The organism is Microbacterium resistens (assembly GCF_021172025.1).
Lineage (GTDB): Bacteria > Actinomycetota > Actinomycetes > Actinomycetales > Microbacteriaceae > Microbacterium > Microbacterium resistens.
In genome coordinates this window covers 564,720-580,779 of sequence record NZ_CP082781.1, presented here as the reverse complement: position 1 = coordinate 580,779, position 16,060 = coordinate 564,720, and the positions used below count along the sequence as shown (strand labels likewise).

The window sequence follows — 16,060 nt, the reverse complement described above, 5'->3', positions numbered from 1 at the left end:
CCGCCAGTCTTCCACAGCGTGCGGGACCGTCCGGCCGTGGTCAGCGCGACGCGCCCTCCCGCGCGTCCTCCCACCGGAATCGCCCGCCCGCCGCGGCGAACTCGGCGGCCACGGCGTCGCGCAGCTCCGCGTCCGCCAGGTAGTCCGCCGCTGTCGCGGCCAGACCGACCGCGGCATCGGCGAGGGCGGCGAAGGCCGGCTCCCGGATCGTCTGGGCGGCGAAGGCGGCGTTGTGGGGATGGACGTCGTCCGGGCCGCCGAGACCGATCGAGGGGTGCAGCGAGGGAACGTAGCGACTGACGTTGCCCATGTCCGTGGACGGTCCGCCCTGCGCGGCGACGGGCGGAGACGGCGGCACCTCCCGACCGCGGCGGCGCACGGCGTCCGCCCATCGTCGCGTCAGCGCCAGGTTGGGCTGCAGCGGGAGGTACGGAGGAACCGGGTCCACCTCGATGTCCGCGTGGGTCCCGGTCGCGAGCCCGGCCGCCTCCAGCACGGCCACGACGCGGTCCGTGAGGACGCGCAGCGTCTCGATCTCCGCCGAGCGCACGTAGAAGAGCGCCGAGGCGCGCTCCGGCACGACGTTCGGGACGGCGCCGCCGTCGGTGATGATGCCGTGCAGCCGATCCGTGGGGAGGATGTGCTGACGCAGCTGCGCGACGCCCTGGTACGCCGTCACGACCGCATCGAGGGCGTTGCGCCCCAGCCACGGTGCGCCCGCCGCGTGCGCGGCCCGCCCCCGGTACGTGACCGCGACCCGGCGCACGCCCGTCGTCCTCGGGCCGAGGACCGGCGACGTGCGTGCTCCCGCGGCGGGATGCACCATGCCCGCGGCGTCCACCGCGTCGAAGCCGCCCGCGCGCAGGACGAGCTCCTTGCCGCCCCCGTTCTCCTCCGCGGGAGCGCCGACGAGCGACAGGCGCGCACCCAGGCGCTCCGCCACGGGCGCGGCAGCGAGGAACGCCCCGACCGCCGCCGCGGCGATGATGTTGTGACCGCACGCATGGCCCACGCCGGGCAAGGCGTCGTACTCGGCGATCACCGCGAAGTGCGGACCCGAACCCCCGCCGACGGTCGCCAGGAATGCGGTGGGCACGCCGAACGCGCCGACCTCGACCGCACGGCCGTGGCTCTCCACGAGCTCGGCGATCCTCGCGACCGACCGTTGCTCCTCGAATCCGATCTCGGGATCCTCGAAGAGCGCCGTAGCGAGCGCGCGGAGATCCGGGGCGAGGTCCGCCACCGAGCGACCGAGCTCCGCGTGCACCTCGTCGCCCGCGCCGGCGAACGACGAGGTCTCGGCAACGGGCTCGGGGACGACGGGGGCCACGACGTGGCGCTGCTGCCATTCCAGGTAGGCGGTCAGATCGCCCTCGACCCCGGCCGTCACAGCGCGACCGTCCGGCCGTCCGGCGTGCGCAGGGTCAGCCGGAAGCCGGCGGGCCGCCCCTCGACGACCTCGGCGAGCGCCCCGTCTTCGAGCCCCAGTGCCTCGTGGATCGCCTGCAGGGGCGCGGGGTCCGGCTCCACCCGCTCGAACGAGACGACCTCGATCGTCGGGATGTCGCTGAGGCCCGGCTGCTCGGTGCTCCCCCAGTCGATGAGGAACGGGGACGCGTACCCGCCCGCGCCTCCGCCCCGGGTCAGCCGCCACTCCAGCAGTTCCCCGTCGGGCCGGCGCCGGGACAGCTCCCAGATCTCGCCGGGATCGAAGCCGCGCGCACGGGCGCCCTCCACCGTCGCGTCGATGTCCTCCGGATGGACCGCGTACGTCACGACGGCCGGCCCGCTCAGCGCGTCGATGCCGAACGTCGTCGGGGGCGCGGGGTGGTCGAGCGACGGATCCGGCCCGATCAGCTCGATGTAGTGCGGGGCGCGGCGCCCCTCGACGGTGAGCGCCACGAGCGCGTTGGCGGTTCCCGTGGGGTGTGCCCCGCCGGGCGCCGCGGCGACGCCGGTGCGCTCGGCGAACCAGGAGACGAGACCGGCGAGGTCGGGGCCGGCGATGACGATGTGATCCAGCTGCGCGGGGATGCTCACGGCGTCTCCTCCTTCTCAGGGGTGTTCCGGCGGGCGGGGACCTCGGGTTCGCCGAGGGAGAGCATGAGGCGGTTGGCCCAATTGAAGAAGGCGGCGCCGCCGATCACGTCGAGGATGTCGGCGTCGTCGAGCCCGGCATCGCGCAGCCGCGCGAGGTCCGGCGCGCCGAAGTCGAGCGGCGTCCCGGCCAGCGTCACGGACGCGGCGACGACCGCGTTCCACCGCTCGTCCCCCAGGTCCGCGGCCACGCCCTCGTCGAGAAGGCGCTGCACATCGGCGCCCCGGTCGGACTCGCGGGTCGCCGCGGCGGCATGCACGGATGCGCAGAAGACGCACCCGTTGCGGCGCGACGTCGCAGCGGCCGCGAGCTCCCGCTCCGCACGGCCGATCCCGCCGTCCGTGTTGTAGAAGATGTCGAGATCGGTGAGCGTCCGCGCCTTGAGCGCCCCGGGGTCCCGCGCGAGCAGCCGGAAGTAGGGCATCGAGGCGCGCCGGGGCTCGATGAGGGCGTCGCGCTGGACGTCGGTGAGGTCGGCCTCCGGGACCGGGGCGAGCCAGGGCACCCATCCGAGGCCCTCCTGGGTGAAGCCATGGGGTCGCCTGAGCTCGGGATACTCCGTGACGAGGGTGCCGGGGTCCTGTGCGCCGGCGGCGGTGTCGGTCATCGCTGTGCTCCTTCGAACGAGGGGACGACGTCTCCGGCGGCGCCCGCCGGGTGCTCGCGCACCGCGCGGATCCCCCAGGCCAGCCGGAGCTGGAAGCTCAGGAAGGCGACGAGCTGTGACAGGGTGACGATGTCGTCGGCGCTCCATCCCGCTTCGACGAGCGCCTGCAGAGCCGGCGCGCCGGCCTCGCGCGGACGCAGGACGAGCAGGTGCGCGTGCGTCAGTGCCGCGGCGAGCCGGACGCCGAACTCCGGCGCCGCGGTCCACGGATCGACCGGCTCGTCCTCTCCCCTCAGCACCGGCTCCCGGTACACGCCGACCGGTCCGCGTCCGCCGGCGCCGTCCGCCGCAGCCGCGATCGCGGTGACCAGATCCGGGGCCTCGTCGCCGAGCAGATCCGCGTAGAACTCCGCTGCCGACCCGAAGCCGTGCAGGCGCGCCACGAATGCCGCCACCGCATAGCGCTCGGCGAGCGGGAAGGTCCCGGGCTCGGCCGGTTCCAGCAGCGCCTCGAAGCTGCGCTGCGCGTTCTCCCGCGCCTGGGGACGTCGTCCGCGCAGTTCGTCGAGCGCGCTTCCCGGGGTCACGCCCGCGAGGAGGTCGATGATGTCGGCGCTCATGCGTCACCGCCTCGGGTCGCCGCGGCGAGATGGAGGCCGCGGAGGTCCTGCGCGGCGGTGTCCCCGACGGCGTAGCCGAGGCGGGGCGCGACCTCGCTCGCCAGCAGTTCCAGCGAGCGCAGCGTCAGCTCGTGGCCGGGGTCGACCGAGTGCACCTGGAACGACACGTCCGTCGAGGCCCCGATGGCCTGGTCCGCCTCGAGGGAGGCCACGACCTCGTCGACGGTGCCGATGTGGGTGTCGGTGATCCGGATCAGCTCGTCGATGCCGAGCTCGTCCGCGTCCACGCCGTGGAGGGTGATCGCCAGCCGCCGCAGCCGCGGCGCGGCGTGCTCCCGCACCCGCGTCCTGTCCGCCTCGTCCACCACGACGGCGGTGCGCGAGGCGAGCACCCGGAACGGCGCCCCCGCCGGGAGGCTGTCGCGGTAGGCCTCGATGATGGGCAGCTGCAGCTCGTGCAGCGGGAGGTCGGCGGCGTCCCCCGGCCGGGGCTGCGTCCGCGACAGGAGCAGCCCGTCGCCGTCGGTCCCTGCCCGGACACCGCCCTCGACGGAGAACGTGGCCTGCCAGATCCGGCGGTCGAGCCCGTCGGCGGCCGGATAGATCCGTGCGTCCGTCCCGCGGACGCCGCGGCCGGCCAGCGCGTCCCGGAAGACGGCTGCGTGGTCCGCGAAGATCTCCCGCCGCTGCGCGGAGTCGCGCCCGAACGGCGCGAACGACGACGGCGTGCCCCCGGAGGCGATCCCCAGCTGCACCCGCCCGCCGCTCAGGGCGTCGAGCACGCTCGCGTCCTCCGCCGCCCGGAGGGGGTCGTCGATCGGGAGGGTCAGCACACCGGTGGCCAGGCCGATCCGGGACGTGCGCTGCGCCGCGGCGGCAAGGAGCACGAACGGCGACGGGAGCCCGCCCTCGTCCGCGCCGAAGTGGTGCTGCGCGAGCCAGGCGGAGGCGAAGCCGTGCCGCTCGGCGAGCTCGATCTGCTCCAGGGCGAACCGGTACCGGTCGGCGGCGTCGGCGTCCTCCAGCAGACGGGTGAAGAAGCCCAGACGGGGCGTGGTCATGCATCCTCCTTGACGAACAGGTTGGCGGCGGAAAGGACGGGCGGCGCGGACGGCGCCTCGGGACGGAGGGCGGCGCCGGGGATCGCGTCGATGAGACGGCGCGTGTATGCGTGCTCCGGGCGATCGAAGACCCGCGCGGTCGGTCCGTGCTCGACCTGTCGCCCGCGCTGCAGGACGGAAACGGTGTCCGCGATCTGACGGACGACGGCGAGGTCGTGCGAGATGAAGACGTACGTGAGGGCGAGCTCGTCCTGAAGGCGCGCGAGGAGCCGGAGGATCTGCGCCTGGACCGTGACGTCGAGGGCCGAGACGGCCTCGTCGAGCACGACCAGCTCGGGCTCCAGGATCAGCGCCCGCGCGATCGCGACCCGCTGCCGCTGTCCTCCGGACAGCTCGGACGGGCGACGCGCCGCGATCTCGGCCGGAAGCGCGACGAGCTCGAGATGGTGGGCCACGCGCTCCTCGCGGTCCGCGCGATTTCCGATCCCGAAGTTCTCCAGCGGCTCCGCCAGCGTGCGGCCGATCGGGCGACGCGGGTCCAGGGACGCATAGGGGTTCTGGTAGACGAGCTGGGCGACGCGGCGGAAGGCCCGCCGGGCGCCACGCGCCGACCCCAGGGCCGTGACCTCCGTCCCGCCGACGAGGATGCTCCCGGCGGACGGCCGGTTGAGCCCCGCGATGCTGCGGCCGGTCGTCGTCTTCCCCGAGCCCGACTCGCCCACGAGGGCGTGCGTGGTCCCGCGTGCCACCGTGAAGGACACGTCATCCACGGCGACGAAGGGCTCCCCGCGCCCGGAACGGTAATCCTGACGGAGTCCGCGAACCTCGACGAGCGGCGGTTCGCCCGGCGCAGGCTGGTGGGCGCGCCGTTCCACGACCCTGGCGAGCGAGGGCGCGTCGGCGAGGAGGGTCCGGGTGTACTCCGCCCGGGGCTGCCCGAGGACGACGCGCGAGACGCCCTTCTCCTCGATCCGGCCCTGCCGCATGACGACGAGGGAGTCGGAGTGGTCGGCGGCGACCGCGAGGTCGTGCGTGATGAACAGCACGCCGCTGCCGGATTCCCGACGCAGCCGGTCGATCAGGTCCAGCACTTTGCGCTGCACGGTGACGTCCAGAGCGCTCGTGGGCTCGTCGGCGATGATCAGCTCCGGTTCGAGTCCGAGCGCCGCGGCGATCAGCACGCGCTGACGCATGCCGCCGGACAGCTCGTGCGGATACTGCCGCGCGCGCCGCTCCGGGTCGTCGATGCCCACCTTGTCCAGCAGCTCGATCACCCGGGCGCGGATCCGCGCCCCGTCCTTCCAGCCGTGGATCCGCAGCGCCTCGGCCACGCTCGCCCCGATCGTGGCGACCGGGTTCAGCGAGGTCCCCGGGTCCTGCGGGATGAGCGCCACGCAGCGGCCGCGCAGATGCCGCCACCGTCGCTCGGGGAGACCGACGAGCTGGGTGAGGCCGTCGGTGCGCTCGTTGAGCGCGATGCTCCCGGCGGTGATCCGCCCGTTCCCGGCGAGCAGTCCGATCACCGACTGGGCGACCGTGGACTTGCCCGACCCCGACTCGCCCACGAGCGCGGTCGTCCGGCCCGCCTCGACGTCGAAGGAGACGCCGTCGACGGCCGTGAACTCCCCTCGTCCTGTGCGGTAGGCCACCGCAAGGTCCCGGATCTCCAACAGTGCGCGGGTCATGCTTCTCGACCTCCTCGGATGACGGCGCTGAGCCGGTTGGTGGCGAGCACGACGAGGGCGACGACCGCGCCGGGCAGCACCGTCAGCCACCAGGCGGTCGCGACGTAGTCCCGTCCCTCCGCGATCAGCAGCCCCCACTCGGGCGTGGGCGGCGGCGCACCGTAGCCGAGGAAGCCGAGGGTCGAGATCTGGAGGATCGCGGAGCCGAGCTGCAGCGCCGCGAGCGCGATGACAGGCGTGAGCGAGTTCGGCAGGATGTGGCGGACGAGCACGGATCCGAAGCTCCCTCCGGATCCGTATGCGGCCTCCACGAACTCGGCTCCGCGCACGCTCACGACCTGCGAACGCGCGAGACGGGCGAACACCGCGATGGAGGTGACGCCGACGGCGATCGCGGCGTTCGTGGTGCCGAAGCCGAGCAGGATGACGACGCTCAGCGAGAGCAGAAGGCCGGGGATCGCGAGCAGGACGTCCACGAACCGCATGAGCACGTCCTCCAGCGCTCCGCCGACCGCACCGGCCGCCACGCCGATGGCCGTGCCGGCGACGAGTCCGACCAGGACCGCGACGACCGCGCCCACGATCGACGCGGACGCGCCGTGCACGACGCGGGTGAAGAGGTCTCGTCCGGTGGCGTCGGTCCCGAACAGGTGCTCCAGGCCGGGCGGCTGCAGCGCCGGGCCGACCGACGCCGTCGGGCTCCCGGGCGCGAAGACCCCCGGCAGGAGCGCCCAGGCGAGGGCGACGAGGAGGACCAGCACGGGCAGGATGACGCCGGGGCGCAGCACCGCGGGCCGCGTCGCCGCGTCGCGCCTGCCGGGGCGACCGGTCCCCCGGTCGACGGTCGTGACGGGTGCGGATGTCATCGGACGACCTCCGTCTCGGGAACGGCCTCAGCCGGCGATGTCGGAACCGGACGTGCGAGGCGCGACCGACCGGGTCGGCTCGTGCGCAGGCGCGGGTCCAGCAACGGATAGAGGAGATCCACGACGAGGTTGATGACGACGAAGACGACCGTGGAGAGCACCACCACCGCGAGCAGGACCGGGGTGTCGCGGTTCGCGACCGCCTGGGCGGTGAGCTGGCCGACCCCGGCGCGTCCGAACACGGTCTCGGTCACGACCGCGCCGCCCACCAGCTCGCCGAAGAGCAGACCCGCCATGGTGAGCGTGGGGAGGAGGGCGTTGCGTGCGACCGTCCGCCACAGCAGCCAGGACGTGCTCGCTCCGCGGGCGCGCACGACGGTGACGAAGGGCTGGTCGCGCACGTCCTCGATGCTGCGCATCAGGACCTGGGCGAGCGGGGCGGCGATGGGGATCGCCAGCGTCGCCACCGGCAGGATGAGCGCCTGGACCGGGTTCGCGCCGATCACCGGGACGAGGCCGAGACGGAACGAGAAGATCTGCACGAGGACGATCCCGACCCAGAACACCGGAAGGGACACCAGCAGCGGCGGGATCGCGTGGAAGATCCGCCGCAGCCACCGTGAGCCTCCGTACGTCGCCGTGAACGCGATGGTCACCGCCAGGAACACCGCCGTCGCCAGCCCGGCCACGGCGAGGACGAGCGTGAACGGCAGTGCCGTCGCGAGCAGCGCCGCCACGGACGCCCCGCTCTGCACCGAGAAGCCGAACTCGCCGCGGAGGAATCCCAGCGTCGACTCCGCGAAGCGCTCGACCAGGCTGCGATCCGCGCCGTATGCGGCCCGGATCTCGGCGAGCTGCTCCGCGGAGAGCCCCAGTTCCGGAGAGCCGTACCGTGCGAGCACGGCATCCCCCGGCAGGGCGGCGAGCAGGAGGTACGCCAGCGTGTAGGTGAGAGCGAGGACGAGCAGCGCCTGCCCGATCCGCCTCAGGATGTACGCCATGTGCCGCGCCTGCCCGCGGTCAGCGGTCGAGCCACGTCGAGTAGAACGACGGGCGGCCGACCGACTCGGTGGCGAAGTCCTGCACGCCGGCCCTCAGACCGAACACCTGGGGCTCCTCGAAGATCGGCAGGAAGTACGCCTGCTCGGCGATGCGCTTCTGCGCCGCCTCCGACGCGGCCTGGCGCGCCTCCACCGTGGGAGCGGACGCGATCGCGGACAGGAGCGCGTCGAGCTCCGGGTCGCCGATCGAGTCGTCCGTGTTGTCCCGGTTCAGGAGCGTGTTTCGGTTCCCGCTGAAGAACTGCGACTTGAGCACGTCGAAGTCCGCGCGTCCGACCATCGAGTGGTACACCTGGATCGTGTCGGCGGACAGGGACGCCTCGGTCTGCGCCGCCTGGTCGCCGGCGAAGAGCTGGACGTCGATCCCGAGCTCGCCCAGCTGCTCCTGGACGAGCGTCACGACCTCCTTGGAACGCGGCTGCGGCAGCGCCTCGTTGAAGGTCAGGCTCAGGCGGACGCCGTCTTTCACGCGTACCCCGTCGGCTCCGGCCTTCCACCCGGCCTCGTCGAGGAGGGCCGCAGCGCGCTTCGGGTCGTACGCGTAGTACTCGGAGGTGTCGACGTACCCCAGGGCCGTCCGGGCCAGGGCCCCGGTCGCGAGCGGGTAGCTGTCCGTGAACAGCGTCTCCACGATCGCCTCGCGGTCGACGCCCGCGATGATCGCCTGGCGCACGCGGATGTCGGAGAGCACGGGGTTGCGGAAGCGGAAGCTGAACCCGTTGTTCACGCCGTTCGTGGTGGCGGCGTGCAGGCTCAGGCCGTCGGCCGCGAACTGCGCCTCGTCCGGCGCGTCGATCTGTCGGGCGACGTCGGCCTGCCCTGCGACGACCGTGCCCACGCGGACACTGCTCTCCCCCGCGACGACGACGTGCACGCCGTCGAGGAGGGCGCGGCCCTGGTGCGCGAGCGACGGCGGAGCCCAGTCGTAGTCCTCACGGGCCGTGAGAGTGAGCTCAGTGCCGATCTTCTCGTCGGCGACGACGAACGGTCCCGAGCCGATCACCGTCGTGGCGTTTCCCGGGCCGAACTCCTCGTTCGTCTTGTCCAGGGTCGCGTTCGACAGCAGACCGGAGTTGATCGTCGAGACGGCCTGCGCGAAGCCCGGCGCAGGAGCCGTGAAGTGGAACCGGACGGTGTGCTCGTCCACGACCTCGCCGCGGTCGTAGTTGTTGATCGCCTCGGACACCGTGAGGGCGCGGGTCGGGTCGCCCTTGCCGAACAGGTCGAGGTTGCGCACGACGTTCTCCGCGTCGAGCGGGGTGCCGTCGGAGTAGGTGACGTCGTCGCGGATCGTGAACGTGTACTCCGTGGAGTCGGCGTTCACCTCGGGCAGGGCCGTGGCGATCCACGGCTCCAGCTCCAGCGTCTCCGGGTTCTGGTACAGCAGCCGGTCGGTGATGTTGTTGACGACTCCACCGTTCGGGTAGAAGCCCGCCGCCGGCGGGTACAGAGTGGTCCAGGTCTGCGGCTCCAGATACGTGAGGGTGCCGCCCGCGCCCGGTTCCTCGCTGCCGCCGGAGCCTGCGGAACCGCTGGAGCACCCGGCCATGAGCGTGGCGACCACGGCGAGCGCTGCGAGCGAGCGGAGTACGCGGGCGGGACGGGACATGGGGTCTCCTCTGGGGATGGACGTGCCGGGTGAGAGCGACAGTCCACCACGCTGCGGCCCCCTCCGTCGGCGGGGCGGTCACATACCGTCACGCCGCTTCACACAGCGTCATCGGACGTCATCCACGGCGTCATATGTCGCCGGCGGGGCCCCGTCCAAAAGACGTTCACGGCCCGGTCGTCGGTCGCGTCGGAGACGCGGAACGGGCCGCCACCCGCGCCGTGAGGCGGGGTGACGGCCCGTTCGGAACCGAAGCGGTCGGTGTTACGCGTTGCCGCCCGAGAGCTTCTCGCGGAGAGCCGCGAGAGCCTCGTCGTCGGCGAGCGTGCCGGCGCCGGTCGACTCGCTGGAGAACGTCTGTCCCCCGAAGTCGTCGCCCGCGGCGGCCTCGGCCTCGGCGGCCTTGAGCACCTGGGCCTTGTGCGCCTCCCAGCGCGCCTGCGCGGCGGCGTACTCCTGCTCCCAAGCCTCGCGCTGGGCGTCGAAGCCTTCCTTCCACGCACCGGTCTCGGCGTCGAAGCCCTCCGGGTACTTGTACTCGCCGTTCTCGTCGTACTCGGCGAGCATGCCGTACAGCGCCGGGTCGAACTCGGTGCCGTAGGGGTCGACCGACTCGTTGGCCTGCTTCAGCGACAGCGAGATGCGGCGACGGTCGAGGTCGATGTCGATGACCTTGACGAACACCTCCTCGCCCACCGAGACGACCTGCTCCGCCAGCTCGACGTGCTTGCTGGAGAGCTCGGAGATGTGCACGAGGCCCTCGATGCCGTCCGCGACGCGGACGAACGCGCCGAACGGGACGAGCTTGGTGACCTTGCCCGGGGTGACCTGGCCGATGGCGTGGGTGCGGGCGAAGACCTGCCACGGGTCCTCCTGCGTCGCCTTCAGCGACAGGGAGACCCGCTCGCGGTCGAGGTCGACCTCGAGGATCTCGACGGTGACCTCCTGGCCCACCTCGACGACCTCGGAGGCGTGCTCGATGTGCTTCCAGGACAGCTCGGAGACGTGCACGAGGCCGTCCACGCCGCCGAGGTCCACGAACGCACCGAAGTTGACGATCGAGGAGACGACGCCCTTGCGGACCTGACCCTTGTGCAGGTTGTTGAGGAACGTGGTGCGCGACTCGGACTGCGTCTGCTCGAGCAGAGCGCGGCGCGAGAGCACGACGTTGTTGCGGTTCTTGTCGAGCTCGAGGATCTTGGCCTCCAGCTCCTGGCCGAGGTACGGCGTGAGGTCGCGGACGCGGCGCAGCTCGATGAGCGAGGCCGGGAGGAAGCCGCGCAGGCCGATGTCGACGATGAGGCCGCCCTTGACGACCTCGATCACCTGGCCGGTGACGACCCCGTCGTTCTCCTTGATCTTCTCCACGTCGCCCCAGGCGCGCTCGTACTGGGCGCGCTTCTTGGACAGGATCAGGCGGCCTTCCTTGTCCTCCTTCTGGAGAACGAGGGCCTCGACCTGGTCGCCGACGGCGACGACCTCGTTGGGGTCGACGTCGTGCTTGATGGAGAGCTCGCGCGAGGGGATGACGCCCTCGGTCTTGTAGCCGACGTCGAGCAGGACCTCGTCGCGGTCGATCTTGACGATCGTGCCCTCGATAATGTCGCCGTCGTTGAAGAACTTCAGGGTCTTCTCGACCGCGGCCAGGAAGTCCTCGGCAGATCCGATGTCGTTGATCGCGACCTGCTTGGCGGCCGTGGCGGTCGTTGCGGTAGTCATGTAGTGGGTAGTCCTTGTAGATGGATGATCGGGCCCCGGGGCTCCGTCGACATGCATGACGGAAGATCGCTCCGAAGCGGATGGTTATGGGATTGCGCGTCACGCACATGCGGACGGATCCCCACGGGTGACACTTCAGGCTATCAGATCGGAACCCTCCATGGGCGACGCCCCTTTCGCCCGCGCTCGACGCCCTCGCGCCTGTGGATAACCCGGACGACGCTTCGTCGCGCGGATAGCGTGAAACGGTGACCCCTGAGCACCTCTCCTCCCGTCGGCGCCGCGCCCGCGTCGCCCTCGTCGCGATGGCTGTCGGCGGCGCCATGGCCCTCGGCGGCTGCGCCCCGACGCCCGCGCCCGACCCGACGCCGACGCCCCTGTTCGCGTCCGAGGAGGAGGCGTTCGCCGCCGCCGAAGCGACCTACCGCGCGTACATCGACGCGGCATCGTCATTAGAGATTACGAACCCCGACAGCTTCCAGGCCGTCGCCGAAGTGACCACAGGAACAGTTCAGTCCGATGAACGGAAGTCCTTCAGTGAGATGCGCGCCGCAGGCGCAGTCCAGAACGGCAATGTCACCGTGGTTTGGTTCAGAGGTCTGGAGGCATCCACGGACGGATTCGTGCGCGCTCAGATCTGCGAAGACGTCAGCAGAATCACCGTGGTCGATGCTAGCGGCGCGTCCTTGGTCTCACCCACCCGGCCCCCTCGGATTGCCATTGAGTTCACGACTGTTCCTGCCCCGAAGCAGTCCCTACTGATAGCTACGACCACCCCTTTTTCGGATCCTTCATGCTCGGAGTAATAGCGCTTTCGCTCATCCTTAGCGCCGCAACCAGCTTTGATCACGCCTCACTTAGCAGCTACGGGATGGACCATCAGATCTCTGCACAGTGCTCGGAGTGGGATCGACGCACTACCGGGTGTCCCGAGCCCGGCACTTCCAATGACGGCGACGGCATCGATGTCTGGGATGAGATCGACGTCCCGCCCGGGGCCGGTGACCAGCCGGGAGGTCCCGGCCCCGTCGCCCCGGGGGAAGACCGTGAGGGCGATGGTTCCCTCCCCGGTGATCCGCCCCGCGAGCACGTCACGGACCCGGAGGAGCTCCAGCGCTGTCTCGAACGCCTGCAGGACGCCCGCCTGTGCTTCGGGGCGCGCCCGCCCCAGGTGGACGCCGGCCCCGAGGACCCGGCGGAGCCGGCGCCCCGTCCGATCACCCTCGCCGATCTCGTCCGCTTCGTCCCGACCGGCACGACGGTGTCCGCGGAGCCCGGCAACGTCGGCGTCGTGGGGCTTCCCGCCAACTTCGTCAGCGACGCGACCGCGCAGACCACCTCCGCGGATCTTCTGGGACGCTCCGTCACGGTGCGGTTCACGCCCGTCGGCTTCGACTTCGCGTACGGCGACGGCGCGACTCGGTCGACCGCGGACCCCGGCGCGTCGTGGGCCGCCCTCGGCCAAGCCGACTTCACCCCCACGGCGACGAGCCACGTGTACGGCGCGAGAGGCGAATACGCCGCCACCGTCGTCGTCCGCTACGCCGCCGACCTGGACTACGGCCTGGGGTGGATCCCCATGGGCGAGATCGCCGCGGCGCCCGCGACGCAGACGGTGCGCGTGTTCGAGGCACGCTCGGCGCTGGTGGACGGCACCTGCGAGGAGAGGCCCGGCGCACCGGGGTGCCCGTGACTCCGCGTGCGCCCGCAGCCGCCTGGCAGACTGAGCCCATGACCGCGCGCGCCCCGAAGCTCATGCTGCTCGACACCGCCTCTCTCTACTTCCGGGCCTTCTACGGCGTGCCCGACACCGTCAAGGCGCCGGACGGCACGTCGGTGAACGCCGCGCGGGGGCTGCTCGACATGGTCGCCAAGCTCGTCACGGCGTACGAGCCGACGCACCTCGTCGCCTGCTGGGACGACGACTGGCGTCCCCAGTGGCGGGTCGACCTGATCCCCAGCTACAAGGCGCACCGCGTCGTCGAGGTCGTCCCGGGAGGTGCCGACGTGGAAGAGGTGCCCGATCCTCTCGAGGCGCAGATCCCCGTCATCCGGGAATCGCTCGCCGCCCTCGACCTCACCGTGATCGGGGCGCCCGCGCACGAGGCCGACGACGTCATCGGCACCCTGGCGCACACGGCGGGGATGCCCGTCGACATCGTCACCGGTGACCGCGACCTCTTCCAGCTCGTCGACGACGCCCGCGGCGTCCGGGTGGTCTACACCGCGCGGGGCATGAGCAACCTGGAGGACCTGACCGACGCCTCGGTGGTCGCGAAATACGGGGTCCTCCCCTCGCAGTACGCGGACTTCGCGACGATGCGCGGCGACGCGTCGGACGGCCTCCCCGGCGTCCCCGGCGTCGGCGAGAAGACGGCCGCCGCGCTCCTCGCCGCGCACGGGGACCTGGACGGGATCCGCGCGGCGGCGGAGCGCGGGGAAGGGATGTCCGCGGGTGTGGCGAAGAAGATCCTCGCCGCCTCGGCCTACCTCGACGTCGCCCCCACGGTGGTGCGGGTCGCAACGACGCTCGATGTCGCCGCGCCGGCCGCTCCCCTGCACCCGCTCGACAACGTCGCCCGGGCGGCGGCGGTGGCGCTGGCCGAACGGTGGAACCTCGGCACGTCCATGGGACGGGCGATCGAGGCCCTCGACCGCCTCGGCTGACCTATCCCGCCCAGCGGCGGAGCCGCTCCAGTCCCCAGGTCGTCACGATCCGCTCCGGCGGCACGCCGAGACGCTCCGCCCTCTCCGCGCCGTGGTCCAGCAACGAGAGCTGCCCCGGCGCGTGGGCGTCGGAGTCGATCGAGAAGAGACAGCCGATCTCCACGGCCAGGGTCAGGAGTTCGTCCGGCGGATCCTGGCGCTCCGGTCGGGAGTTGATCTCCACCGCCACCCCGTGCTCCGCGCACGCCTCGAAGACCGCGCGGGCGTCGAAGTCGGACGGCGGGCGGGTGCCGCGCTCCCCCTGCACGAGGCGCCCGGTGACGTGGCCCAGCACCGAGACGTGCGGATGACTCACCGCGCGGACGATCCGCCGGGTCATCGGCCCGGCATCCATCCGCAGCTTCGAGTGCACGGACGCCACCACGACGTCCAGCTCCGCGAGAAGCGCGTCCTCCTGATCGAGCGCACCGTCCTCCAGGATGTCGACCTCGATTCCCGCGAGCACGGTGAGACCGTCCCCGCTCGCACCGCGCACGAGCGGGATCTGCTCGCGCAGCCGCTCCGCCGACAGCCCGCGGGCGACCCGGAGCCGCGGCGAATGGTCCGTGATCGCGAGGTAGTCGTGCCCCAGCGCCCGCGCCGCATCGGCCATCACGGCGATCGGGGTCGTCCCGTCGGACCAGTCGGTGTGGGCGTGAAGGTCTCCGCGCAGCCGCGCACGCAGCTCCGAACGGCGCTCGGGCTCGACCTCGCCGCGGAGCTCGACGAGGTAGTGCGGCACCTTCCCCTCGAGAGCCTCGAGGATCACCTCCGACGTGGACGCGCCGATGCCCTTCGTCGCGCGGATCCGGGCGGGATCGGCGCGCGACGCCTCGTCCAGGTCGCCGAACGCCGCGGCGGCCTGCCGGAACGCGCGCGCCCGGTACCGCGACGCCCGCTCGCGCTCCAGCAGCCGGGCGATCTCGAGCAGCGCGTCGACGGGATCCATGTCCGGTCCCTACGCGGCGAAGTCCCGGGAGGCGGAGATCCACTCGTCCAGCTTGGCGAGGGCGCGCCCGTCGTCGATCGCGGCGGACGCGCGCGCCAGGGCGTCGGCGAGCCGCTCCAGGATCGGCCGCTGCGCCTGGGCGGCGTCGTGCGAGAGCTCGTAGGCGACGACCCCGGCCGCGGCGTTGAGGAGGACGATGTCCCGGACCGCACCGGCCTCGCCCGCGAGGGTGCGGCGCAGGACCTCCGCGTTGTGCTCGGGAGAGCCGCCGATCAGGTCCGAGAGCTCCGCCAGCGGGATCCCGAGGTCGCGCGGGTCCAGGTCGTGCTCGTGGATGTCGCCGCGCGTGACCTCCCAGATGCGGCTGTGCCCCGTCGTGGTCAGCTCGTCGAGGCCGTCGTCGCCGCGGAAGACGAGCGCGGTCGCGCCGCGGGTGCGGAAGACGCCGGTGATCAACGGCACGCGCTCGAGCTGGGCGACGCCCACCGCGTTCGCCTCCGCCCGCGCGGGGTTGCACAGCGGTCCCAGCATGTTGAAGACGGTCGGCACGCCGAGCTCCGCGCGCACCCCGCCGGCGTGCTTGAACCCCGGGTGGAAGGCGCCCGCCCACGCGAACGTGATGCCCGTGCGGTCGAGGATGTCGGCGACGGCCTGCGGATCCAGCGTGAGATCCAGCCCCAGGGCGCCGAGCACATCCGACGCGCCGGAGGCCGAGCTCGCCGCGCGGTTGCCGTGCTTGACGACCGGCACGCCCATCGCGCCGATCACGATCGCCGCCGTCGTGGAGACGTTCACGGTCCCGACCCGGTCGCCTCCCGTGCCGACGATGTCGAGCACGTCCGACGACACCGGCAGCGGGACCGCCGCCTCCAGGATCGCGTCGCGGAAGCCGACGATCTCGTCGATGGTCTCGCCCTTGGCGCGCAGCCCGATGAGGAAGCCCGCCAGCTGCGCCGGGGTCGCCTGGCCGCGCATGACCTGACGCATCGCCCACGTCGACTCGTACACGCTGAGGTCGCGCCGTGCGAGGAGAGTGGAGAGGACATCGGGCCAGGTCAACGCATCCGCCATGGGGGAAT

15 protein-coding genes are annotated in these 16,060 nt (G+C 72.2%); 3 read left to right on the top strand and 12 right to left on the bottom strand.

The window, feature by feature from the left end:
* Positions 1–40 precede the first annotated feature (40 nt).
* The 10 genes from K8F61_RS02695 to rpsA form a co-directional block, all read right to left on the bottom strand.
* A complete protein-coding gene (locus K8F61_RS02695) occupies positions 41–1,390 on the bottom strand; it encodes an amidohydrolase (RefSeq protein ID WP_231820601.1) in 1,350 nt (449 codons plus the stop codon).
* Positions 1,387–2,040: a VOC family protein gene (locus tag K8F61_RS02690; RefSeq protein ID WP_231820600.1), complete on the bottom strand. Its 654-nt coding sequence runs from the start codon at positions 2,038–2,040 to the stop codon at positions 1,387–1,389. Before K8F61_RS02690 ends, K8F61_RS02695 begins: the two co-directional genes overlap by 4 nt.
* Positions 2,037–2,705 (bottom strand): alkylhydroperoxidase domain protein, encoded by a 669-nt coding sequence (locus K8F61_RS02685; RefSeq protein ID WP_067244159.1) that lies wholly within the window; start codon positions 2,703–2,705, stop codon positions 2,037–2,039. The genes K8F61_RS02690 and K8F61_RS02685 overlap by 4 nt, the downstream gene beginning before the upstream one ends.
* Entirely contained in the window at positions 2,702–3,325 is a 624-nt protein-coding gene (locus tag K8F61_RS02680) for a CMD domain protein (protein WP_231820599.1), read from the bottom strand. The genes K8F61_RS02685 and K8F61_RS02680 overlap by 4 nt, the downstream gene beginning before the upstream one ends.
* Positions 3,322–4,386: a putative FMN-dependent luciferase-like monooxygenase gene (locus K8F61_RS02675; protein WP_231820598.1), complete on the bottom strand. Its 1,065-nt coding sequence runs from the start codon at positions 4,384–4,386 to the stop codon at positions 3,322–3,324. The genes K8F61_RS02680 and K8F61_RS02675 overlap by 4 nt, the downstream gene beginning before the upstream one ends.
* Positions 4,383–6,071 (bottom strand): dipeptide ABC transporter ATP-binding protein, encoded by a 1,689-nt coding sequence (locus K8F61_RS02670; RefSeq protein WP_231820597.1) that lies wholly within the window; start codon positions 6,069–6,071, stop codon positions 4,383–4,385. The genes K8F61_RS02675 and K8F61_RS02670 overlap by 4 nt, the downstream gene beginning before the upstream one ends.
* A complete protein-coding gene (locus K8F61_RS02665; protein WP_231820596.1) occupies positions 6,068–6,937 on the bottom strand; it encodes an ABC transporter permease in 870 nt (289 codons plus the stop codon). The genes K8F61_RS02670 and K8F61_RS02665 overlap by 4 nt, the downstream gene beginning before the upstream one ends.
* Positions 6,934–7,938, bottom strand: coding sequence for an ABC transporter permease (locus tag K8F61_RS02660; protein ID WP_231820595.1), 1,005 nt, complete (start codon positions 7,936–7,938; stop codon positions 6,934–6,936). The genes K8F61_RS02665 and K8F61_RS02660 overlap by 4 nt, the downstream gene beginning before the upstream one ends.
* A gap of 19 nt (positions 7,939–7,957) precedes the next feature.
* The gene (locus tag K8F61_RS02655) at positions 7,958–9,607 is read right to left on the bottom strand and encodes a TIGR04028 family ABC transporter substrate-binding protein (RefSeq protein WP_231820594.1); all 1,650 of its coding nucleotides are present in this window, start codon (positions 9,605–9,607) and stop codon (positions 7,958–7,960) included.
* Positions 9,608–9,871: 264 nt separating this feature from the next.
* Positions 9,872–11,326 (bottom strand): 30S ribosomal protein S1, encoded by a 1,455-nt coding sequence (gene rpsA, locus K8F61_RS02650; protein ID WP_067244173.1) that lies wholly within the window; start codon positions 11,324–11,326, stop codon positions 9,872–9,874.
* 248 nt (positions 11,327–11,574) lie between these two features.
* Here rpsA and K8F61_RS02645 point away from each other — a divergent pair, with 248 nt between their 5' ends.
* From K8F61_RS02645 to K8F61_RS02635, 3 genes are all read left to right on the top strand, one after another.
* Positions 11,575–12,132: a hypothetical protein gene (locus K8F61_RS02645; protein ID WP_231820593.1), complete on the top strand. Its 558-nt coding sequence runs from the start codon at positions 11,575–11,577 to the stop codon at positions 12,130–12,132.
* A gap of 65 nt (positions 12,133–12,197) precedes the next feature.
* The gene (locus K8F61_RS02640) at positions 12,198–13,019 is read left to right on the top strand and encodes a hypothetical protein (protein WP_231820592.1); all 822 of its coding nucleotides are present in this window, start codon (positions 12,198–12,200) and stop codon (positions 13,017–13,019) included.
* 38 nt (positions 13,020–13,057) lie between these two features.
* Entirely contained in the window at positions 13,058–13,993 is a 936-nt protein-coding gene (locus K8F61_RS02635) for a 5'-3' exonuclease (protein ID WP_231820591.1), read from the top strand.
* Position 13,994: 1 nt separating this feature from the next.
* On the opposite strand, the gene K8F61_RS02630 is transcribed toward K8F61_RS02635, so the two are convergent.
* The gene (locus tag K8F61_RS02630) at positions 13,995–14,981 is read right to left on the bottom strand and encodes a PHP domain-containing protein (protein WP_231820590.1); all 987 of its coding nucleotides are present in this window, start codon (positions 14,979–14,981) and stop codon (positions 13,995–13,997) included.
* 9 nt (positions 14,982–14,990) lie between these two features.
* On the bottom strand, positions 14,991–16,052 hold the full coding sequence (gene trpD / locus K8F61_RS02625; protein WP_219084556.1) for an anthranilate phosphoribosyltransferase: 1,062 nt from the start codon (positions 16,050–16,052) through the stop codon (positions 14,991–14,993).
* Positions 16,053–16,060: the final 8 nt, after the last annotated feature.